Source organism: Gordonia sp. OPL2, from assembly GCF_003797825.1.
GTDB lineage: Bacteria > Actinomycetota > Actinomycetes > Mycobacteriales > Mycobacteriaceae > Gordonia.
The window spans coordinates 128,552-149,633 of record NZ_RKME01000011.1 but is presented as its reverse complement, the minus strand read 5'-3'; the positions used below and the strand labels follow the sequence as shown (position 1 = coordinate 149,633).

General features: G+C 70.1%; 12 protein-coding genes and 1 pseudogene. 8 read left to right on the top strand and 5 right to left on the bottom strand.

Annotated elements, in window-relative coordinates; all coding sequences use genetic code 11:
• The 4 genes from EEB19_RS13340 to EEB19_RS13325 all read left to right on the top strand — a co-directional run.
• Window positions 1-2,845, top strand: a 2,845-nt coding sequence (locus tag EEB19_RS13340; RefSeq protein ID WP_222929938.1) for a hypothetical protein, incomplete at its 5' end; no start/stop codon positions are given.
• Between the two features lie 170 nt (window positions 2,846-3,015).
• The gene (locus EEB19_RS13335) at window positions 3,016-4,779 is read left to right on the top strand and encodes a dynamin family protein (protein WP_262365650.1); all 1,764 of its coding nucleotides are present in this window, start codon (window positions 3,016-3,018) and stop codon (window positions 4,777-4,779) included.
• On the top strand, window positions 4,779-6,269 hold the full coding sequence (locus EEB19_RS13330) for a dynamin family protein (protein WP_187586959.1): 1,491 nt from the start codon (window positions 4,779-4,781) through the stop codon (window positions 6,267-6,269). The genes EEB19_RS13335 and EEB19_RS13330 overlap by 1 nt, the downstream gene beginning before the upstream one ends.
• A 192-nt stretch (window positions 6,270-6,461) precedes the next feature.
• Window positions 6,462-8,771, top strand: coding sequence for an HNH endonuclease signature motif containing protein (locus EEB19_RS13325; protein ID WP_187586957.1), 2,310 nt, complete (start codon window positions 6,462-6,464; stop codon window positions 8,769-8,771).
• Here EEB19_RS13325 and EEB19_RS13320 read toward each other — a convergent pair.
• The 3 genes from EEB19_RS13320 to EEB19_RS13310 are packed head-to-tail and all read right to left on the bottom strand — an operon-like array spanning window position 8,755 to window position 10,837.
• Window positions 8,755-9,279: a hypothetical protein gene (locus EEB19_RS13320; RefSeq protein WP_187586955.1), complete on the bottom strand. Its 525-nt coding sequence runs from the start codon at window positions 9,277-9,279 to the stop codon at window positions 8,755-8,757. The genes EEB19_RS13325 and EEB19_RS13320 overlap by 17 nt on opposite strands.
• On the bottom strand, window positions 9,273-9,638 hold the full coding sequence (locus EEB19_RS13315; RefSeq protein WP_187586953.1) for a hypothetical protein: 366 nt from the start codon (window positions 9,636-9,638) through the stop codon (window positions 9,273-9,275). The genes EEB19_RS13320 and EEB19_RS13315 overlap by 7 nt, the downstream gene beginning before the upstream one ends.
• Window positions 9,632-10,837: a glycoside hydrolase family 3 protein gene (locus tag EEB19_RS13310; protein WP_187586951.1), complete on the bottom strand. Its 1,206-nt coding sequence runs from the start codon at window positions 10,835-10,837 to the stop codon at window positions 9,632-9,634. The genes EEB19_RS13315 and EEB19_RS13310 overlap by 7 nt, the downstream gene beginning before the upstream one ends.
• A gap of 233 nt (window positions 10,838-11,070) precedes the next feature.
• On the opposite strand from EEB19_RS13310, the gene EEB19_RS13305 reads away from it, so the two are divergent.
• Entirely contained in the window at window positions 11,071-11,646 is a 576-nt protein-coding gene (locus EEB19_RS13305; protein ID WP_262365649.1) for a universal stress protein, read from the top strand.
• 188 nt (window positions 11,647-11,834) lie between these two features.
• Here the strand turns inward: EEB19_RS13305 and EEB19_RS13300 are convergent, their stop codons facing one another.
• Window positions 11,835-12,599, bottom strand: coding sequence for a helix-turn-helix domain-containing protein (locus tag EEB19_RS13300; protein WP_187586946.1), 765 nt, complete (start codon window positions 12,597-12,599; stop codon window positions 11,835-11,837).
• Window positions 12,600-12,716: 117 nt separating this feature from the next.
• Between EEB19_RS13300 and EEB19_RS13295 the strand changes: the two genes are divergently transcribed.
• From EEB19_RS13295 to EEB19_RS26930, 3 genes are all read left to right on the top strand, one after another.
• Window positions 12,717-14,558, top strand: coding sequence for a CocE/NonD family hydrolase (locus EEB19_RS13295; RefSeq protein WP_187586944.1), 1,842 nt, complete (start codon window positions 12,717-12,719; stop codon window positions 14,556-14,558).
• A 73-nt stretch (window positions 14,559-14,631) separates the two neighbouring features.
• The gene (locus EEB19_RS13290; protein WP_187586943.1) at window positions 14,632-14,832 is read left to right on the top strand and encodes a DUF2613 family protein; all 201 of its coding nucleotides are present in this window, start codon (window positions 14,632-14,634) and stop codon (window positions 14,830-14,832) included.
• Window positions 14,833-14,932: 100 nt separating this feature from the next.
• Window positions 14,933-19,852 carry an alpha-(1->3)-arabinofuranosyltransferase gene (locus EEB19_RS26930; RefSeq protein WP_262365648.1) on the top strand — a complete coding sequence of 1,640 codons (4,920 nt, stop codon included), beginning with the start codon at window positions 14,933-14,935 and terminating at the stop codon, window positions 19,850-19,852.
• On the opposite strand, the pseudogene EEB19_RS13270 reads toward EEB19_RS26930, so the two are convergent.
• Window positions 19,780-21,051: pseudogene (locus EEB19_RS13270) on the bottom strand (acyltransferase family protein); the annotation flags it as partial. The gene EEB19_RS26930 and the pseudogene EEB19_RS13270 sit on opposite strands and share 73 nt — an antisense overlap.
• Window positions 21,052-21,082 lie beyond the last annotated feature (31 nt).

The following is a 21,082-nucleotide window of genomic DNA, read 5'->3' as shown; positions in this document are numbered from 1 at the left end:
GGTCGGGACCGGCGACATCGGGCTGGGCGGAATAGGCATGGGCGACATCGACTTCGGCGGTCTCGGACTGGGTGGACTGGGACTGGGCGGTGTGGGACTCGGCGGACTGGGACTGGGCGGTGTGGGACTGGGCGGCATCGACCTCGGTGACATCGATTTCGGTGGCGCGCTCGGCGGGATCGGCCTCGGCGACGTCGACCTGTCCGGCCTCGGTCTCGCCGATCTCGACCTCGGCGGCATCGCCTTCGGCGACCTCGACCTCGCGGGACAGCTCGCCGTCGGACTCGGCGCGACGCTGGCCGCCGGGATCGCCGCGGGCGGCTCGGTGGCCGCCCAGTTCGGCGGGGCCATCGGCGCCGCACTCGACACCGTGGTCGCCGGAGGGGTCGACCTCGGAGCCGGTGCGGGCGCCACCATCGCGCAGGCCCTCGCGACCGCGATCGGCGCCAAGGGCAGCCTCGTCGGACAGTTCGGCACCGCGCTCGACGCCGTACTCGCCGCCGGTGGTGGACTCGCCGCGGGCGCCGAGGGCGCGTTGTCGGCGACGCTGGCGTCGGGCCTGGCACTCGGCGGGGAGACGGCCGGAGCCTTCGGCGCAACCCTCGGCGGATTGCTCGGCGCGACCGTCGGCGGGAGCGCCGGACTCGGCGCCGACCTCGCCACCGCACTCTCCGCAGGCCTGGGTGCCGGTGGATCGGTGTCGGCGGTGCTGTCGGGGGCACTCGGGCTCGATGCCGCGCTCGCCACCGACCTGGCAGCCGCCTTCGACGGCACGCTCGAGGCCGCCGGCGGCGTGCAGACCGCATTGGCCGGCCTCCTCGACGCGCAGGCGATCAGCGCCCTGTCCGGCGAGTTGGGAGCGAGCCTGACCGGCGCTCTCGGCACGGGCCTCGGCGCGGGTGGTGCAGTCGCCGCGAACCTGGGCACCGCGCTCACCGCAGTGCTGACCGGTGGTGCGGCTGCGGCGGGTGGGCTCGCGCTCACCGGCGGCGCGGCACTGAGCACGGTCATGGGTGGCGCGATCGCCGCCGCGCTCGGAGTCGGTGGAGGCGCACAGGCGGGACTGTCGGCCGCACTCGATGCCGCCCTGGGCAGCGGACTCGACGCCGTCCTGGCCGCCGGCGGGGACGTGCAGGCCGCGGTCGGCGCGGCCCTGGAGAGCTCACTCGGGGCCGGTGGTGAGATCGCCACGAACCTCGGCGCTGCCCTCGGCGGTGCGCTGGGCACCGCACTCGACGCCGACCTCGGTCTCGACCTGAGCGGGCTGTCGGCCGGGGCCACCGTCGACGGCCTCCTCACTGCCGGCGCGGGCCTCGACACCGCACTGTCGTCGGTGTTCTCCGGCGCGTTGGGCGCCGGGGCCGGCGCTGACCTCGGCGCGGCGCTGTCGGGCGCTCTCGGCGCAGGAGGCCTCCTCGGGGCCGACCTCAGCGGACTCCTCGACGGTGGACTCGCCGGCGATCTGGCCGCCAATCTCGGAGCCGTCGGCGGCGCAGGCGGTGACCTGGCTGCCGCGCTCGGCGGTTCCCTCGGCGGAATGCTCAGCGGCGCAGCCGGAGTCGACGGCCTGCTCGGCGCGGCGTCCGGGATCAGCGTGGGTCAGCTCCTGGCCGCCGACCTCGGAACCGCCCTCGGCGTCGACGGCGCCCTCGTCACCAACCTCGGCGGCGCGCTCGACGCCGCGCTCGGTGGGACTCTGGACGCCGATGTGATCGGCGGTGCCACCACAGATCTCAGCACGACCCTGGCCGGCGCGCTCGGTGCCGGCGGTGACGTCGGAGCCCAGCTCGGCGGCTCGCTCGGAGCGGTCCTCGGCGCCGCTGTGGGTGGTGGCCTGGGCGGGGATCTGTCCGGACAGCTCGCGGGTGGCGCCGACATCGACTCGGCACTGGCGAGCACGCTCGGCACTGCACTCGACCTGGACACGTCCACCGCAAACGGCATCACCGCCACTCTGGACTCGAGCCTCGCGTCGGTCGGCGGCATCGGCACCCTGGTGACCGGCGAGATCGACTCCGCGACCTCTGCGACCGTCGGCATCGGCGGCGACGGTGTGACCGGAGGCCTCGGCCTGACCCAGGGTCTCGGACTGTCCAGCGGGCTGGGCCTGTCCGGCGACTCCGGACTGACGAGCGGGCTGGGCCTGACGGGCGATTCCGGACTGACCGGTGCGCTCGGGCTGTCCGGCGATTCGGGATTGACCAGCGGTCTGGGCCTCAGCGGCGATTCCGGACTGACCGGCGACCTGAGCGGCGACTCCGGACTGACCGGTGCGCTGGGCCTGTCCGGTGATTCCGGATTGACCAGTGGGCTCGGCCTCGGCGGCGATTCCGGGCCGGCCGGCGGGCTCGGGCTCGCGGGTGACGGGCACGGGGTCGGCGGTGCCGATGTGAGTGGCACGCTCGACAATTCGGTCACCTCGCTGACCGGTGGGGCCTCTGCCGGCGGATCGGCGGCAGCCGATGCCGGCTCGAGCGCCGGGGCAGAGGCCGTTGCGGGTGCTGCCGCCGGTGCCACCGGAGCCGCCGACGCTGCCGTGGGTGGTGTCGGCAGCGCTGCCGGTGGCGTCGCCGGCGCTGCGGGAGGCGCCGTCGACGGAACCCTCGACACCGCGGCCCATGCGACGACCGACCTCACGTCCGACCTCTCCGGCGACGCGGGCCTCACGAGCGGGCTCGGCGGTGGCCTCGATGGTGGGCTCGGCGGCGGATTGAGTGGTGGACTGGGTGGCGGACTCGGTGGTGGACTCGACGGTGGCCTCGACACCGACAACCACACGGACGCGACCACGCACACCGACACCTCGCATGCCGCCGACCACGACGGCGGTGCGTTCGGCGGATGATCCCCGTCCGACGTCGCTACCGTGAGGACACCATGTCGACGAACAGTGTGAGCAGCGGGCAGGTGAGCAGCGGGCCGGTGAGCAGCGGGCCGGTGAGCAGCGCGGCCGGGAGCAGTGCAGCGGGGAGCACCGCGGCGGGGAGCCCCGCGATCCCGGACCTGCTGTCGCGGATGACCGAGATCGCGGCCGATGCCGGGCGGGGTGACCTCGTCACCCGCCTGGCGGGGGCCCGGACACGGCTCACCGATCCCCGCCTGCGCATCGTCGTGGTCGGGCAGCTCAAGCAGGGCAAGAGCCAGTTCGTCAACGCGCTTCTCAACCTGGAGGTGTGCTCCGTCGGCGACGACGAGACGACCGCCGTACCGACCGTCATCTCCCACGCACCGGAACCGACCGCACACCTCGTCGTCGGATCCGGTGATCAGGACCGGATCGCAGTAGCGCTGTCCGACATCACCGCGATCACGCCGGCAACCCCGCTCGCGCAGGGTCGCGACGTGGCCCGTCTGGAGATCGCCGCTCCCGGACCACTGCTCGCCGACGGGCTCGTCGTCGTCGACACGCCCGGCGTCGGTGGTCACGGACATCCTTATGCGGCAGCAACTCTCGGTATGGTGGCGGCAGCCGACGCGGTCCTGTTCCTCAGCGACGCCAGCCAGGAGTTCACCGCACCGGAGATGGGCTTCCTCGAGCAGGTCACCGAGCTGTGTCCCACGGTTGCATGCCTGCTCACCAAGGTCGACCTGTATCCGCATTGGCGCGCCATCGCCGATGCCGATCGGAACCACCTGTCCGCCAAGGGGATCGACATCCCGCTGCTACCCGTGTCGTCGGCGCTGCGTGTGCACGCGCTCCGGCTGCAGGACGAGCAGCTCAACGCCGAGGCCGGGTTCGTCGACCTCTACCGCTATCTCCGGGACAAGGTCGTCCCGACCGCACAGCGGGCGAGCAGGTCGACGGTGTCGACCGATCTCCGCGTCGTCTCCGAACACCTCGCCCTCACAGTGGGTAGCGAGCTGGCAGCCCTCCGGGATCCGGAGACCGCGCGCCGCGCCGTCGACGGCCTGCAGCAGGCCAAGGTGAGGGCCGAGGCCATGCGGCGGCAATCCGCCCAGTGGCAGCAGACTCTGGCCGACGGCATCGGCGACCTCGCCGCCGACATCGATCACGACCTGCGCGACCGTCTCCGGGCGATCACCCGCGAGGCCGAACGTGCCATCGACGACGGCGATCCGGGCGCCGACTGGGAGCAGTTCGGTGAGTGGCTCGCCGAACAGACCGCCGGTGTCGTCGGCGACAACTTCGTCTGGGCGCACGAGCGTTCGGTGTGGCTCGCCCAGCGTGTCGCCGAGCACTTCGCCGAGGCGGGCACCGATACGCTGCCCGACGTCGAGGCCGCAGACCTCGACGGCATCTTCGACGCGGTCGCCGAACTGGCGACCCTCGACGCCGGCAAGACCGGGATCACGCAGAAGATGCTCGTCGGGATGCGCGGTTCCTACGGTGGCGTGCTGATGTTCGGTCTGATCTCCACGATGATGGGGATGGCGTTGATCAACCCGGTCTCGGTCGGCGCCGGAGTCCTGCTGGGCAGCAAGGCATACCGTGACGACAAGCAGGCCCGAGTGCTGGAGCGTCGCGGCAAGGCGAAGGCCGCGGTGCGCGCCTTCACCGACGATGTGAGCTTCCAGGTCGGCAAGGAGTCACGCGATCGGCTCCGCGTGATCCAACGCGTCCTGCGGGATCACTTCACGTCGGTCGCCGAACAGACTTCTCGTTCCATCTCGGAGTCGCTCAGCGCGGCGCAATCCGCTGCTGCGCTGGCTGATTCGGAACGCACGTCGCGCACCGCGATCGCCGAGAAGAAATTGGGTGAGATCGCCGCACTGCGGCGCGCCGCCGATCAACTGGAGGCCGGAGAGGTGAGCAACTGATGCCCGATCTCGACAACGCACGGACACTGATCGATCGGGCCCGCGACGCCGTCGTCGGCGATCGGGACGCGGTCGAAGCGGTGGACCGGTGTGCGCGACGACTCGACGAGCCCATCCGGATCGCACTGGCCGGGTCGCTGAAGGCCGGCAAGTCGACCCTGCTCAATGCCCTTGTCGGACAGGACATCGCACCAACCGATACGACGGAGTGCACGCGCGTCGTCACCTGGTATCGCCGCGGACAGGCGGCCTCGGTGACCGCGCACGTCGACGACGGCACGGTCGCCGCGATCCCGGTCACCCGGAACCGCGGCCGTCTGGGCTTCGACTTCGGTGCGCTGACCGCCGAGCGCGTCGACCACCTCGACGTCGAATGGCCCTCGCGCGCACTGCAGTCCCGGACCATCGTGGACACACCCGGTACCGCCTCGCTGTCGACCGAGCTGTCGGCGTCCACCATCCGCCTTCTCGCACCCGAGGACGGCCAGTCCGGGGTCGACGCCGTCGTGTATCTGATGCGCACGCTGTCGGCCGCCGACACCGGCATGCTGCGCCGCATCTCCTCGGCCATCGGCGGCGGGTCGGGTCCGCTCGGCGTGATCGGAGTCGTCTCGCGCGCCGACGAACACGGCGCCGGCCGTATGGACGCGATGATGTCGGCCGAGCAGATCGCCGGGCGTTACGGGGCCGAGTTGTCGCGAGCCGGTCTGTGCCAGGCCGTCGTTCCGGTCGCCGGTCTGCTCGCGCTCGGTGCACGCACCATGCGCGAGGCCGAGTTCCGCGCCATGACCGAGCTGGCCGGCCTGCCCGCCGCGGATCTGGAGGCCGCACTCCTGACCGTCGACCGCTTCGTCCGGCCAGACGTGCTGCCACACATCGATCCGGCGATCCGGTCGGCACTCGCGGATCGTTTCGGGGTGTTCGGGATCCGCATGGGTGTCACATTGATTCGGTTCGGCACCACGACGTCGACCCGGTTGGCCGACGAGCTCGTCGCGCGCAGCGGGCTGTCCGAACTGAGCGCCATCATCGATGTGCAGTTCGGTCAGCGGGCCGACCAGTTGAAGGCACATTCGGTGCTCGTCACCCTCGACCACGTGTTGTCGCGGGCCGGCGGCACCGACGCCGAAGCGGTGCGTGCATCGGTTCGGCGGTCGCTCGCCGACGTCCACGGCTTCCGGGAACTGCGGTTGCTCAACCTTCTTCGTTCGGGCGGCGTGGACCTCCCTGCGGATCAGGCCGAGGATCTGGCACGGATCGTCGGCGGGCACGGAGTGGACCCTGCGACCCGGTTGGGCCTCGACCCGGGCACCGATCCGTGCGTCGTCCGTTCCGCGGCGGTCGACGCGGCGCACCTGTGGCGCAGCCGTGCAGCTCATCCGCTGCTCTCGGCGGATGCGTCCGCGGCGTGCGCGACCGCGGTACGCAGCGCGGAAGGAATTGTCGCGCAGCTCGATGCGATGTCCTATCGGGCCGACGTGTCGATGTGAGGTTCGGGCAGTGGCCCGCTGACAGCGCTCAGGACACCTCGAGTTGTCCACAGCTTCGGATGACGAGAGCTTCGGTGACGGTGCGAGGAGGTAGTGTCGGCGGCAGTTGATTCCACGCGGGTGATGCATTCCATGACGGGCAGATGTCGACAGCTGCCTCTGCCACCGCCGCCACCCGAAGGTGCCACCGCCATGGATGCCCTGTTCGATCCCGTCGATCACGCCGCGTCGTCGGCTGAGCTGTCGTCGGCGGATCTCGCGGTCCGGGCACGAGCACATCTGCGGTTGAGCCGCCAACACGAAGCGCGGGCACTGCTGCTGGCACAGCAGGTCGGTGAGTCCGCCTACAACGACGCCCTGAACTCTCAACTCCATCCCAGAGGCCGGATGAGCGGGCGCAAGGCCGCCGAGCGGGCGACGGTGGACGCGGTGGCGTTGGGACTGCGGATCTCCAAGACCAAGGCCGGACGGTGGATGGCCGACGGCGAGGCCCTCCAGCGTCATCCGAAGATCAGGGCCCGCTATCTGGCCGGCGACTTCAGCACGAACCGGGTCGAGAAGGTGCTGCGCGCCGCCGACGTCGCACCGGACGTCGACCCCGCCGACGACGGGTGCGCGGCCGGGTCCGGAGACGGTCGAAGGAACGGTGAGGACGATGCCGCGGCGGCCCATGGTGGGGCGCCGACGCTCGACGGTCTGCTGGAGGACTCGCCGAACGGTGGCGATGAAGCAGCTATCTCACCCGACACCGGGGTGGACGGCGATGTCGGCGGGGCCGACAGTGGCGGGGTCGATACGGATGTCGATGTGGATGCCGACGTCGATGCGGATGTGGATGTCGATGCGGATGTGGATGTCGAGGTCGGTCGCGATACTCAGGACGCCGAGGAGTTGACCATCGATTTCGACGACCTCGCGCTCGATCTCGCGGATCGCCCGACCACGGACAAGGCGCTCGAGGGCGCCTTGAACGATCTGATTGTCGACCTGGATCCCGACCGCGCCGCAGAGGTCCGCGAAGAGTTCGCCGAGGCCTGGCAGAACGTCACCATCACCACCGACGCAGCCGGACACACGACCATCGAGATTTGCGCGCCCGCCGACCAGGGGGTGTTTCTCGGGCACCGAATCCGTGAGCTGCTGTCGGCGCGGGTGTGCCCTGCCGACCCACGAACCACCGGTCAACAACGCGTGATGGCCCACGCCGAACTCATCGGCGTCCCCGGAGCCCGCCTCGACTGTCGCTGCGGACGTGACGACTGTCGCGTCCGCGGTGATCGGGGCGCCCGCGTCGGCAAACCTCGTCGCGCACGGAATGTCACCCCACCGGCGCATGGGACTCCCTCCGGGGTTGCCGAGGGCAACCATTCGGGGAAGACCATCGAGGGTGCGAAGACCGCGCAGACCGTCGACGCGTCGGACAGGTCTGGCGGGGGTGGACGTCGGGAGGCCGGGGAGGCAGACGAGGTGGCCGGGGTTACCGAGGTGGCCGAGGTTACGGAGGTGGCCCAGGTCGCCGGGGTTACCGGGGTGGCCGAGGTTACGGAGGTCGCCGGGGTCGCCGAGGTGGACCAGGTCGACGAGGTCGGTTCTGGCGATACCGCGGAGGCCGACGCGACCGTCGAGGTCGCTGACGCCGCCGCACCGTCCGGCGGGACCGGCGCCGACACCCTCCCGGTTGCGGTCGGCGGCGAAACAGGCTCTGCGGCCCGAGCTTCCGACGTAGTGGCGGATACTTCTCCATCCACCTCCACTGGTTCGCCCGACTGCGGCGACGGGACGGGCGACGTCGCGGGCACCGCCGCGCTGAACGCGCCGGCCGTCGACACCTCGCACTCCGTGTCTGTGTTGTCCGACAATACGATCGACCTTTCCATCGGCGGTGCCGATGCCGAACCCGATCCCGACGTCGATGCCGTGTCCGACGCCGAGCGCGACACCGCCCAAACGTCCGGCGACACTGTCGAACCGGAGCAGCCGCCATGGACGTTGATCCTCGACCCGACCGACCGGCGACCGCCCCGACTCCGCGGCTACGGGGCAATCGACCCCGATATGGCTGCCCACCTCGCGCCACGAGCCCGGATCATCACCCCGAGCAGCCCGCCGCCGCGACCTGCAGCCCTGATCATCACCGATCGCACCCTCGCACCACCGGTGGACCCGACCGGGCACGGCGGATTCGTCCAACCACCGCCGGGCGCGTTGACCTACGCGCCGTCAGCACACCTGCGCGCGGATGTCGAAGGCTGCGATCAGACGTGTCGCTACCCGATGTGCTCGGTGCAGGCGCACCTGTGCGAACTCGATCATCTCGTCAAGTTCGACCATGCAGACCCGATGGCGGGAGGCTGGACGCTGCTCGAGAACCTCATCCCGCTCTGCCTCCCCGACCATCAACGGAAGCACATGGGGCTGTGGATCCCGACCATGCACACCGATCGCACCGTTCGCTGGCGCAACCCTCGGACCGGAGACGAGATCCTCACCTATCCCCGATAATCGCGACGACGGTCGCGACGACGCCCACTGCGCACGCGATCGCCGGTACAGGCCATTGAAACGCACTCGGCAGTCCGGCGTCTGCGACTGCCTGCGCCGATGACCCGATCGTCACGGCACCCCCGACTGCGAGCGCGGCTGCGCCGATGATTGCGATGACGAACCATCCACGCACAGAACGTCTTCCCTCCCATACGCGCACACAGCCGACCACCGCCGCCAGGACGGCGACCGCCGCGACGACGGCTCCGGCGAGAAACGCGATGTTGATCGCACGAACAACCTCGTCACCGGTCGCGTCCGGACGGCCGCGCGCCAGGTCCACCGCGAGTGCGACTCGGATCTCGGTGAGATGGGTCGCCACCAGCAGAACACTGGCCACAACCAGCACCAGTGCCAGCGACCACAGCGCGACCACCACGCCGGCGGATCGAGGCCGCGCCGGACGCGCCGGGCGCATCGGCGTGATTTCCACCCGCGGCCGCGGAGGTGGTGTCGGACTCACCATGTCGCACTCATTCCGGCGGGTCTGACAAGCGCGTCGCCGAACGGGTCGTCACTCGGCGGTCCCGCGGAGAACAGGTCAGCGGTGAGCAGGTCGGTGGAAAGCAGGTCAGCGTTGAACTGGTCAGCGTTGAACGGGTCGGCGTTGGACGGGTCGGCGGTCGATGGCCCCGCGCCCCGCCCGACAGTCATCACGTGAAGATGGAACCCGTTCACACTCAACGGTTCCGCGCTTGGAGCGTCAGCACCGATCCCGTACCCACGCCCCAGCCCGTCGGCGCCCAGCCCGTCAGCGCCCAGCCCGTCAGCGCACTGCATGCCGGCGCCCTGCGTGCCGGCGTCCAATGGTTCGGGGCTCAGCACGTGAGCACTCCCTTTGATCGCAGGATGCGCACGACCGAGCGGTCAACACGTTGCTCGGTGAGCCGCTTGGTCGCCACCTGGCGCTCCAGCGCATCGAGAACTGACGAGACCCGGTCGGTGGAGAGCCAGAGCGCGATGTCGGAGCCGGCGCGGATCGCCATCGGCGCAGCCTCCTCGATCGGATAGCGCGCGCTGATGGCGGCCATGCCGGACAGGTCGTCGGAGAACACGACGCCGTTGAACGGCGGCCCGCCGTAGGGCTGTCCCGATCGCAACATGCCGATGGCGCGCGGACTGATACTCGCCGGGGTCTCCGGCCCGGTCAGCCCCGGGACGATCAGATGTCCCACCATCACCGCAGCCTTACCGGGGTTCTGCAGCAAGGTCTTGTATGGCACCAGGTCGCTGCGTTCCAACGACGACAACGGAGGAGTCACGACCACACCGAGATGCGAGTCGCCCGAACCGTGACCATGGCCCGGAAAGTGCTTGTACACCGGCGTGATCCCGGCCGATGCGAGCCCCTCCGCGAACGCGGAGCCGTATTCCGTCACCACGGCCGGGTCGTTGCTGAACGACCGGTCGCCGATCACCTCATCATCCGGCTCGTCGCTGACGTCGACGCTGGGTGCGAAGTCGACCGTGATGCCCAACCGCCGAAGCTGTTTCCCGATCGATGCGGCCAACGCCTGTACCTGCTGCGGCGTGCGCGCTGCCGCCAGCTCGCGGGCCGACGGGCTGTCGATGCCCAGCGACGACAGCCTCGAGACCCGACCGCCCTCCTGGTCGACCGTGACCATGAGAGGCACCGGACTGTTACGCGAGATCCGTGCGGCCGCGCCGCTGGTGAGAATCGACTTGTCGGTCCAACTACCGACAAAGATCCCGCCGATCTGCTCTTTGTCGACGATGGCCTGGGCGTCGGCCGAGCCGGTGACTCCGACGACGATCAGCTGAGCCAACTTCTGCCGCAGCGTCATCTTCGCGAGTTGCGTTGTCCCGCAGGTCGTCGCGACCGCCGAGGACGTGCTCGACGATGACTCCACCGATGTCGGACCGCTCCTGGACGTCGATGTCGCGCCACCGGAACCATCTGGCGACTGCGCGCTCGCACAGCCGGAGCCGACGACCGCCACGACCACGACCACCGCCAACGCCAGCGCGCCACGAACCCCATGTCCTCGCCGAGTTGAGCCCATGCGACGAGTCTGGCATGTAACCTGGGGCAATGGACGTGGGGTCCACCCCAGCCGATGCCGCCACCGCGACGTCCGACACAGGAAACGGTGGTCCGCACAGCAGTGGTCCGGGCAGAACGATTATCGAGGGCCCTAGTCCCGAAACAGCCGGTCCTCATTCCACGAATCTCGGCCCAGCAGCTCCCGGCTTAGCAGATCCTGGCTCGGCAGATCCTGGCCCGGACGATCCAGACATCGCCGCTCCCGACGTCGCGGTTCGCGCGACCACGGTTCCGAGAACGTCGGCCACGCGATCAGGTGACGGACAGAACAATCTCCAGAACGTCCTGATGATCGCCTACGACGGTTCCCCCAACGCCGATCGCGCCATCCGCTATGCGGGCCAGTTCCTCCGAGCCGAGACCGCGTTCGTCGTGACCGCATGGCAGCCGGGTGGGATGTCGCCGACCCGACTGTCGACGTTGTCCGGCGGTATGCAGCCGTTCATCGACACCCGCCTCGAAGCCGGCGTCGACCATGCGCTCGAATCAGAGGCCGAGACCATCAACTGCAAGGGAGTGGACCTCGCGAAATCGGTCGGATTGTCCGCCCGTGGATCACTCGTGGAGGTCGAGTCGACCGTGTGGGGAGCGCTCGTGGCCGCCGCCGACGCACTCGATGTCGACCTGCTCGTCACCGGCACGCGTGGCGCGTCGGGGTTGCGCGCGCTGTTGCACTCCAGCGTCGCCGAGCGCGTCCTCAAACACTGCCACCGTCCGGTGTTCATCGTTCCGGCTCAGTGCGAGAAACAACCTCCGGTCACACTCTGACGCCGACCCGCGCCGACGCCGACTGACCATCGGGCCGGTGCCGCAACCATTTCAGATCGCAGCCAATCGTGCCGAGCAGAGACAGTGGAACTGCGGTTGTCACCCACTGCAAGCTTCCGGCGCCGTGGCAAACGCGTACCGGCGAACCCGTACCGACACACCCGCACCAGCACCAGCACACCATCGGCTCAGCGCAGGATCGACGCGATCAATGTGGTGGCCACCCAGTCGGCGAACTCGTCGAGCGAGTAGCCGGCGTGACGCACGAGCTGGTCGTAAGTGTCCGGGCTGGCAATCACCCAGGCGGTGTCCGCCGCGGCCTCGGCGGTCAACCCGACGCGGAGCCGGTCGTCGGGAATCTGCCCGAAGAGATGACGGAAGTTTGACCGGCGGATGTCCATCAAGGCCGCCCAGTCGGTCGCCGCCTCCGGGTCCACCGCCGCAGCATCGCGGTAGGTGCGCCACCCGAAGGCGGAACGCTCGGCGAGCATCCGGAACTGCGCGACGAGGAAACGGATCAACTCTTCGGGCTCCACGTCAGCAGGCTCCGGGTCAGCCGACCCCACATCAGTAGGCCCTACCTCAGCAGGATCCGGGCCGATGGGCTCCCCGTCACGGGGCAACACATCACCGCCACCATCCACCGGCGACCGATGTCCCCCAGCCAGTACGACACCCGGTCGCATCGGCACCGGAGGCGCAGATGCGTCGACCCCCTTGTCGTCCGATCCGCTGACCGCCGCCTCCATCACGCCGCGCAACAGTTCGCGTTTGCTTCCCCAGGCGGAGTACAGCGTCGGGACGGTGACCCCAGCCCGGTCGGCGATCCGTGACACCGTCGCCTGTCCATAACCCCGCTCGGCGAATTCTTTTCGGGCCGCGACGAGCAGTCGGCGACGCGTCTCCCGCCGCGTCTGCTCTCCCGCCTCACGCTGCCGACTCGTCCGTCGCATCCGCCCATTCTCCCCTCTTGCAGCTCGCACCAGATCATGCCATGCTTTTAAGCATTACTTAAAAGGTATTGATTGCCACTCAAATTCATGGCGATCTTTTCGCAGCGGAGTGTTTCCATGTCCCAGGTTTCCGGCATCGAACGCGGCCAACGCCGCCTGAACGGGATTCAGACCACCGGCCGAGACTTCCGCAATCTGAGCGAACCGGTTCACGCGATGACCGAGACCCACGATGTCGCCGTGCCGATGCGGGACGGAATCGATCTACGTGCCGACCTGTACCGCCCGACCACCGCGCCGCCAGTGCCCGCCCTCATCTCCTTCTCCGCATACCCACGTCAGATCCAGAACACCCGGGCTCCCCTCGGCCTCGTGGAAGCGGGCGCGAGCGATTTCTTCGTCCCGCGCGGATACGTCCACGTCATCGCCAACGCCCGAGGCACCGCGGGGTCCGACGGCACCTGGACATTCTTCGATCACCAGGAACGCGAAGACCTGTACGACCTGATCGAATGGGTCGCCGCCCAGCCGTGGTGCGACGGGAACGTCGGCATGCTCGGGATCAGCTACTTCGCGATGGTGCAGTTGTCGGCAGCGGCCGAGCGACCGCCGTCACTCAAGGCGATCTTTCCGTTCGGGGTGAACGAGAGCGTGTACGACGCCCTGTCCCATCACGGTTTGTTCGTGTCGTCCTTCGTCGGGCCGTGGTTCAGCGCGATCGGCGTTCTCAGTCAGCGGACTGACCGCCTGTGGCGAAGCACCGCCCTGAAGTTGCTGACAAAGGTGTTGTCGGACAGACGGGTTCATCGCCGCCTGGACCACGTGAACGGCGAGGCCGCCGCCGCCGCGCTCACCCCGATCCTCAAAGCGCACTACCCGGACGAGCCGTTCGGGCGGCTGTGGCGCGAAAGTGCCGTGGAGCATCCCACCCACGACGACTTCTGGGCCGACCGTAACGTCAGCGCCTCGCTCGCCGACGTGCAGATCCCCGTCTACCTCGGATGCGACTGGGACAACGTCATCATGCATCTTCCGGGGACCTTCACGACGTGGGAAGCCTTGGCGCACAATCCGAATGTCCGGATGAGCCTGCTGCCGGAGGGGGGTCTCAACTGGCCGTGGGAGACGCTGCACGTCGAGGCCCTCGCGTGGTACGACCACTGGCTGAAGGGAGCCGACACCGGGATCATGGAGGGCGACCCCATCCGATATGCACTGCCCGGCTCCGACGAATGGCACACGGCACGCGTCTGGCCGCCGGCCGAGTCGCACATCGTCGAGTACGCGCTGCGCGCCGACGGCACGCTCGACATCGACGAGGGTGAGAGCGGAACCCGCTCCTACTTCCACGTCCCCGATGACTTCCACACCCCCCGCGCCGCCGAGCCACACGCCGACCGTCTGGTCTGGGAGGGCCCGACCGTCGAGAGCTCGCTCGACCTCGCCGGCGATTTCGAACTGCGTCTGGACGCGGCGATCACAGGTGTCGACACCGCGTGGATCGCCGTGCTCTACGACGTCGCTCCAGGCACCCCGGACTCCGACGATCGCGGCTCCGACACCCCGGACGACGACTCCGACGATTCCAACTCCCGCCCCACCGACGTGCACACCGGCCACACCGGCAACGACAGCATGGCCACACCGATCACCGGTGGTTGGCTTCGCGCGTCGCTGCGGGCAGTCGACGAGGAGCGCAGCCGACCCGGGCGCCCGGTCCTACCGTGCACGACCCCGCAGGCCATCCCGGTCGGCGAGCAGATCACCTATCGAATCCCCGTCGTCGCCAACGCTCGACGCCTGTCACCGGGCCATCGCCTACGGCTGGTGTTGACCAGCTCGGATCACGCCGACGACGCGCCGACGATCCTCGGCTTCCGCCACGCGGATGTGGGTGAGGCGAGCCGCAACACGATCGCGAGCTCGTCGAGACTCCTGGTGCCGGTGCTGTCGCACTGACCGCGTGCACTGACCGCACGCTCAGCCCGCACGCTCAGCCGACGCTCACATCGTCGATGGTATTTTCGTCGCCATGACCAACAACCGCCTCGTGGCCGGAGCCGTGGCCGGAGTCGCCGGCATCGTGGTGGGACTCGGCGCCGTGTTCCTCGGCGGGTTCCTGACAACGGAGACGAGCCCCTCGACCGACGTCAACAACGTCAATCCCAACAGCGGGTTCGTGCAGGGATCGGTCGACTACGGCACGCGGGGCGACTCCGGAGCCGACAACTGACCCTGGCGCTGTGACCTCGGCCCGGCTCGGCGCGTCGTCGAGCGCACCGTCGGGTGCACCGTCGAGCGCGCCGCCGGACACGACACTCTCCCGTCGCGGTGTGGTGATCGCGGCGCTGCTGGCAGTGATCGTCTCCTTCCTGCAGTCGCCCGGCCGCATCGCCGCCGACACCAAGCTCGACCTGACCGCCGACCCGATCGGCTTCCTCGGCCGGGCCGCACACCTGTGGACACCCAACGCGCCGATGGGCCAGGTGCAGAACCAGGCCTACGGCTACTTCTTCCCCCACGGTTCGTTCTTCGCGCTCGGCGAGGTGCTGCACCTACCGCCCTGGGTGATCCAGCGGCTGTGGTGGGCGGTGCTGCTCGTCGTCGGATTCGTCGGCATCGTGCGTCTCGCCGAGGTGATGCGGATCGGCTCGCCCGGGTCACGGGTGATCGCGGCGATCATCTTCGTGCTGAGTCCCCGTGTACTGACCACGATCGGCTCGATCTCGTCGGAGACACTGCCGATGGTGCTCGCGCCGTGGGTACTGATCCCGCTGGTCCGCGTGCTCGACCGCGACCGGGCGGCCCGAACCCCGCGCGCCGACGACACAACGCCCCACCGGCGAAACGCCGACGACACAACGCCCCACCGGCCGAACACCCTCGAACCCGACCCCAGCCACCCGAACACCGCCGGCCCGGCGCCCGCCACAACACCCACGGACCCGCTGTGGCGGCCGGCAGCACAGTCGGCAGCAGCGGTGGCGCTCATGGGCGCCGTCAACGCGGTGGCAACCGTCGCGGCGGTCGGGGTCGCCGTGGTGTGGTGGCTGCTGCACGCACCGGCCCTGACGGGCCGCCCCGCGGCCCGCTGGTGGCGCTTCGGAGCGTGGTGGACGCTCGGACTCGCCATGGCCTGCGCCTGGTGGCTGATCCCCCTGCTGATCCTGTCGCGGGTCAGTCCGCCGTTCCTGGATTTCATCGAGTCATCGCGCGTCACCACCGAGTGGACATCACTGACCGAGGTGCTGCGCGGGACGAGTTCGTGGACACCGTTCGTGTCCCCCGAACGCGTCGCCGGCGCAGTGTTGGTCACCCAACCGGCCGCAGTCCTCGCGACCGGCGTGCTCGCCGCGGCGGGCCTGGCCGGACTGTGCATGCGACACATGCCCTCCCGCGGCCGCCTGGTCACCGTCCTGACGGTCGGCCTGCTGCTGATGTGCGTCGGCTTCGCGGGCCAACTCGGGTCGCCCATCGCCGAACCCGTGCGCGTGTTCCTCGACGGCCCCGGCGCGGCCTTGCGCAATATCCACAAGTTCGAGCCGTTCATCCGGATCCCGCTCGTGCTCGGGGTCGCGCACCTGCTCGCGCGGGTTCCGTTGCCCGGCACCGTCTCCGTGCGCGAGACACTCGCCGGATTCGCGAACCCGCAACGCTCTCGGCCGGTCGCGGCGACCATCGTCGTGGTCGTCGCCGCCATCGGAGCCGGATCGCTGCTCTGGACCGGACAGCTCGCGCCCGCCGGGACCTACACGAAGATCCCCGATTACTGGCCAGCCACCGCAAAGTGGCTCGCCGACCACGGCAGCACCGTACCCGCATCGGGCACCTCCACATCAGGCACTCCCGCATCGGGCACCTCGACGCCGAACACCGCGACACCGAACACCACCGCTCCGAATACGTCCGGTCCGAACACCACCGCCCCGAACACCACCGCCCCGAACACGTCCACGCCGAGCACCCCCACCGCACACCGGCCCCCACCGGACAGCCCCGCGCAGAACCGTCCCGCACAGCACCCTCGCCCACAGTCCGGTCCCGGACAACACAGCAACGCCGCGACCCGCAGCCTGGTGGTGCCCGGCGCCCCCTTCGCCGACCAGCTGTGGGGGCTGACCCGCGACGAGCCGATGCAACCGCTCGCCGACGACCCGTGGGCGGTGCGTGACGCGATCCCGTTGACGCCCCCCGGGGCGATCCGGGCCCTCGACTCCGTCCAACGCGACATCGCCAACGGCCGCGGTTCACCCGGTCTCGCCGCAACGCTCGCGCAGCAAGGCATCGGATTCGTCGTCCTACGAGCAGATCTCGATCCCGACAGCTCGCGCTCCGCGCGACCGCTCGTCGCCCGGCAGGCCCTGGAGACCTCTCCCGGTCTGACCGAGGTCGCCTCGTTCGGCCCCGACGTCAGCCCACCGAGCGCACCGGGCGTCGTCCGCGACAACGGGTTACGCCCACCCCTGCCCGCCATCTCGATCTACGCGGTGCGCGGCGGCGTCGGATTCCCCGGCACCGGACCGGTCCTCGTCGACGCCGATTCGACACCGCGGGTCGCCGGCGGTCCGGAGGCCCTGGCCGCCGTGCAGGAGGATCGAGCTCGGCGCGGGCTCCCCCCGATGGGGCCATCGGTCCTCGACGCCGACGCCCGGGCGGCCGGTGTCGGGGCGGGACGCGGCGGCGTCACGATCACCGACTCGCCCGCGGACCGCGAGACCGACTTCGGCCGCGTCGACGACCACAGCTCCGCCATCCGTGCCTCCGGTGATCCGAGACGCACCCAGAACGCCGCACCCGACTATCCCGTCACCGGGCAACCACTCGTCCGCGGCGAATGGCTGCTCGACAACCAACCCGGGCAGGTGCGCGTCTCGGCGTCGGGATCGGCCTCGGACGCAACCCAACTGGGTCAGACGTCGCCGTCGAACTCGACGGCGGCCGCCTTCGACGGCGACCCCGACACGGCGTGGGTGAGCAGCGGTCTGGACTCCGCGGTCGGCCAGTGGCTGCGGCTCGACTTCACCCGGCCACGAACGGATCTCGCGGTCACCGTCACGACGGCCAAGGCGATCGGCCCGGACGTCACCGGCATCCTCGTCACCACCGAGGCGGGCAGCTCGGTCGCGCAAGGTGTCGAACCGGGCGAGCCCGTCACCGTCACCGCCCCGAGTGGTCCGACCCGCTGGGTACAGCTGCGCGCGATCAGCACGGCCAACGGATTGGCCGGCAACCAGTTCGCGATCGGCGAGGTGTCGCTGAGCGACCTGTCGAGTCGGCTGCCGATCGCCGTACGTCATCGGGTCACCCTGCCGGCACCTCCGGCGGGCACGTCGGTCGCGGGATGGCTGCTCACCCAGGAACTCGGTGGCCGCTCCGCCTGCGTCGACGACGGGCCGGCGGTCCGCTGCGCCCCCGGCCTCGGACTCACCCCGGAGACGCCGCGCATCTTCACCCGCACCCTGTCGGTGCCCGGCCCGGTGGCGGTGGCCCCCAGTGTCGTCCTGCGACCACGATCCGGCGACGGGTTGCGTGCCCTGATCTCCGCACCCGGACAGATCACCGCCGACGGGCCGACCGGCGTCGACGACCCGCGGGGCAATGCGAGTGCGGCGGTCGACGGCGACGTCGGCACCACCTGGACCGCCCCCGAGGGCGACAGCGGGTCGTCGGCGGCCGATCGACGACGCAGCGAGAAACCCGAGCTGACCATCCGACTTCCCGAACGGCAGCGGGTCGAGCGGCTCAGACTCGTTCTGCCGCAACGCTATCCCGCATCGACCACACGGGTCGGCGTCGACCTCGGCACCGGCACCCAGGTCCGCGACGTCGGGCGCGACGGCGTCGTCGAGCTCGACCCGGCGGTCACCGACCGCATCGGCATCACGATCACGAAGACGACGGACCTGATCGACGTCAACAGCCTCGGCTTCGCACGCCCCGCGCCCGCCGGGATCAGCGAGGTCCGGATCGAGCCGGCTCCGGCGGCGACGACCGCCGCCCAGGGCCCCGACCGGCCGGTGGAGATCGGCTGCGACGCCGGGCTCGGGATCACCGTGTCCGGTCAGGTGATCGGGTTGTCGGTGCGCACCACGGCCAAAGCATTGCGAGACGGGCAGCCCGTCGTCGCGCGGCCGTGCTCGCCGGCCCCCGTGCCCGTCGGCGGCGGTGAGCAGGAGCTGTCGGTGAATCCGGGCACCGCATTCACCGTCGATCAGGTGTCGCTGCCGGTCGTCGACGCACCCGAGGCGAGCACCGCCGACCCGACGGTTCCCGCCATCGGTGACTGGTCGGCGACCCACCGCACGGTCGAGGTCGCCCGCGCCGACGGTGACCGGTTCCTGGTGGTCCCGGAGAGCACGAACTCGGGCTGGCAGGCCGAGCTCGGGGGCACGATGTTGCGGCCGGTCGTGATGAACGGCTGGCAACAGGGCTGGGTCGTGCCCGCCGGTGCCGACGGAACCCTCACGCTCACCTATCGGTTCGACTCGGTCTACCGCTGGTCCCTCGGCATCGGTCTCGCACTCATGGCGGTGGTGCTGGCCGCCGCCTGGTGGCCGCGGCGCAGACGCGAGGCGGCGGCGGTGCCGCGGGCCGCCCAACAGGAACCCGACCCGACAGCGCCCGGCCTGACGGCGCCTGACCTGACACAACCCGACCTGACGGAACCCGACCCGGCAGTGCCCGACCCGACCGAACCCGACCCGACGGTGCCTGACCCGACAGTGCCCGACCCGACCGAACCCGACCCGACGGCGACGGCGACGGCGTCAACGGCGGCATCAACGACGACGACGGCGACGTCAATGGCGACGCCGACGGCTCCCCCGGCTGAACCCACCGCCGACATCCGCGATCGGGCACCCTCGCCCGCGCCACCCTCACCCGCGACACCGTTCTGGCTCGCGGCGACGGCCGTCGTCGGATGGACGGCGGCGTCGTGGCTGTTGTCGGGCTGGTGGGGGCTGGTGGTGTCGACCGTCGTCGGCGCAGCCGCGTGGTGGCTGACGGCCCGCAGGCCGGGCGTCGGAGTGGTGGTCGTCTTCGCGGCGATGACCCTCGCGACCGTCGGTCTCGCCGCCGGACCGTGGCACGCGTCGACTGGTTACCACGGCTTCGACTGGTGGGTTCAGCTCCCGGCGCTGGTCGCCGTCTCACTCACCGTCTGGCTGATCACGGTCGAGCGGCTGCGTTCCGGTCTGGTCCGTTCCCGTGTGCGCAACCAGCGTCGGGCGGGCTCCTCGATGAACGCGTAGCTCGCCGCAGACACGCCGATGGTCAGTCCCAGAGTGATGGCCCACACCAGCAGGAAGTCGCCGTTGAACGGCAGGATGCCGAACAGCGGGAAGACCACCGCCAGCACTGCCAGATGCCAGATGAAGATGCCGTAGGACCATCGGCCGAGCGCCACCATCACCCGCGACGTCAGCACCCGGAACGGTCCCGCCGACAGCACCAGCGGCGCCAGCAACGCGAAACCACAGATCGCGCCGAGCACCATCTTCACGGCGAACTGCCACGGCGCCAGTGCCCCCAGACCCGTCGGGCCGGCGAGCGGCGTACACGCCAGCGTGTAGGCGATCACCAGCACGATCCCCATCCACACCCGGTGGGCCCCGACGCGCACGACGATCCGGACCCACCGAGCCACCGGACGGTGTTCGTCGAGCTCGATCGCACCGACGAGTTCGGCCAGCACGAGCCCTGCCACGAACCACGGCAGGTGCCCGAACACCCAGTTCTTCGGTTCGACGCCGGCCGCGACCGGCAGCACCATCGCGACCCACGCCCAACCGAGACTCAGGACGCCCAGGCCCATCAACGCGGGGATACGCCAGGCGATGCGGCCGGAGTCGTCGGCGCAAGTCCGCTGATCGGCCCGGCGATCGACGCGCAGACGCAGTAGCGCCCACCCGATGATCGGCAACAGGGCGTAGAAGGCGACCTCGACCGACAGACTCCACATCTGGGTCAGGCCGGCGGTCAGCGACAGCGGCACGAAGACCTGGGTGAGGGTCAGATTCGCGATCCAGACGGTGAGGTCCGCGTTCTTGGCGTCCGGCAGCAAGGTCAGGACGAGGACGACGACCACAACATACGCGGGCCAGATCCGCACGAACCGATGCGCCAGGTACCGCCGCACCGACGGCGTCGGCGCGGCGCCGTGCGCGGCCGCCACCCACGGCCGCCACAACAGGAACCCCGACAGCCCGAAGAACAGGGCCACCGCGAGGTCGAGACGTCCGAGCACCGGTCCCAGTACCGGCAGTTCCACCGCGCGCGTCTGGAAGGCGACATGCGTGGTCAGCACCCCGATCGCCGCGAGCGCACGCATGCCCTCGAGCTGCCCGAAGAAGCGGCGCGGTGCGACGCCCCGCCGAGCGCCGTCGCGCTCCGCATCGGAGTCGCGGTCGGGGCCTCCGTGAGTGGTGGCCGAAGAGTTGGTGGTGCTCATGCTGGTCAACAGGGTAGCTGCGCGCGCGAGG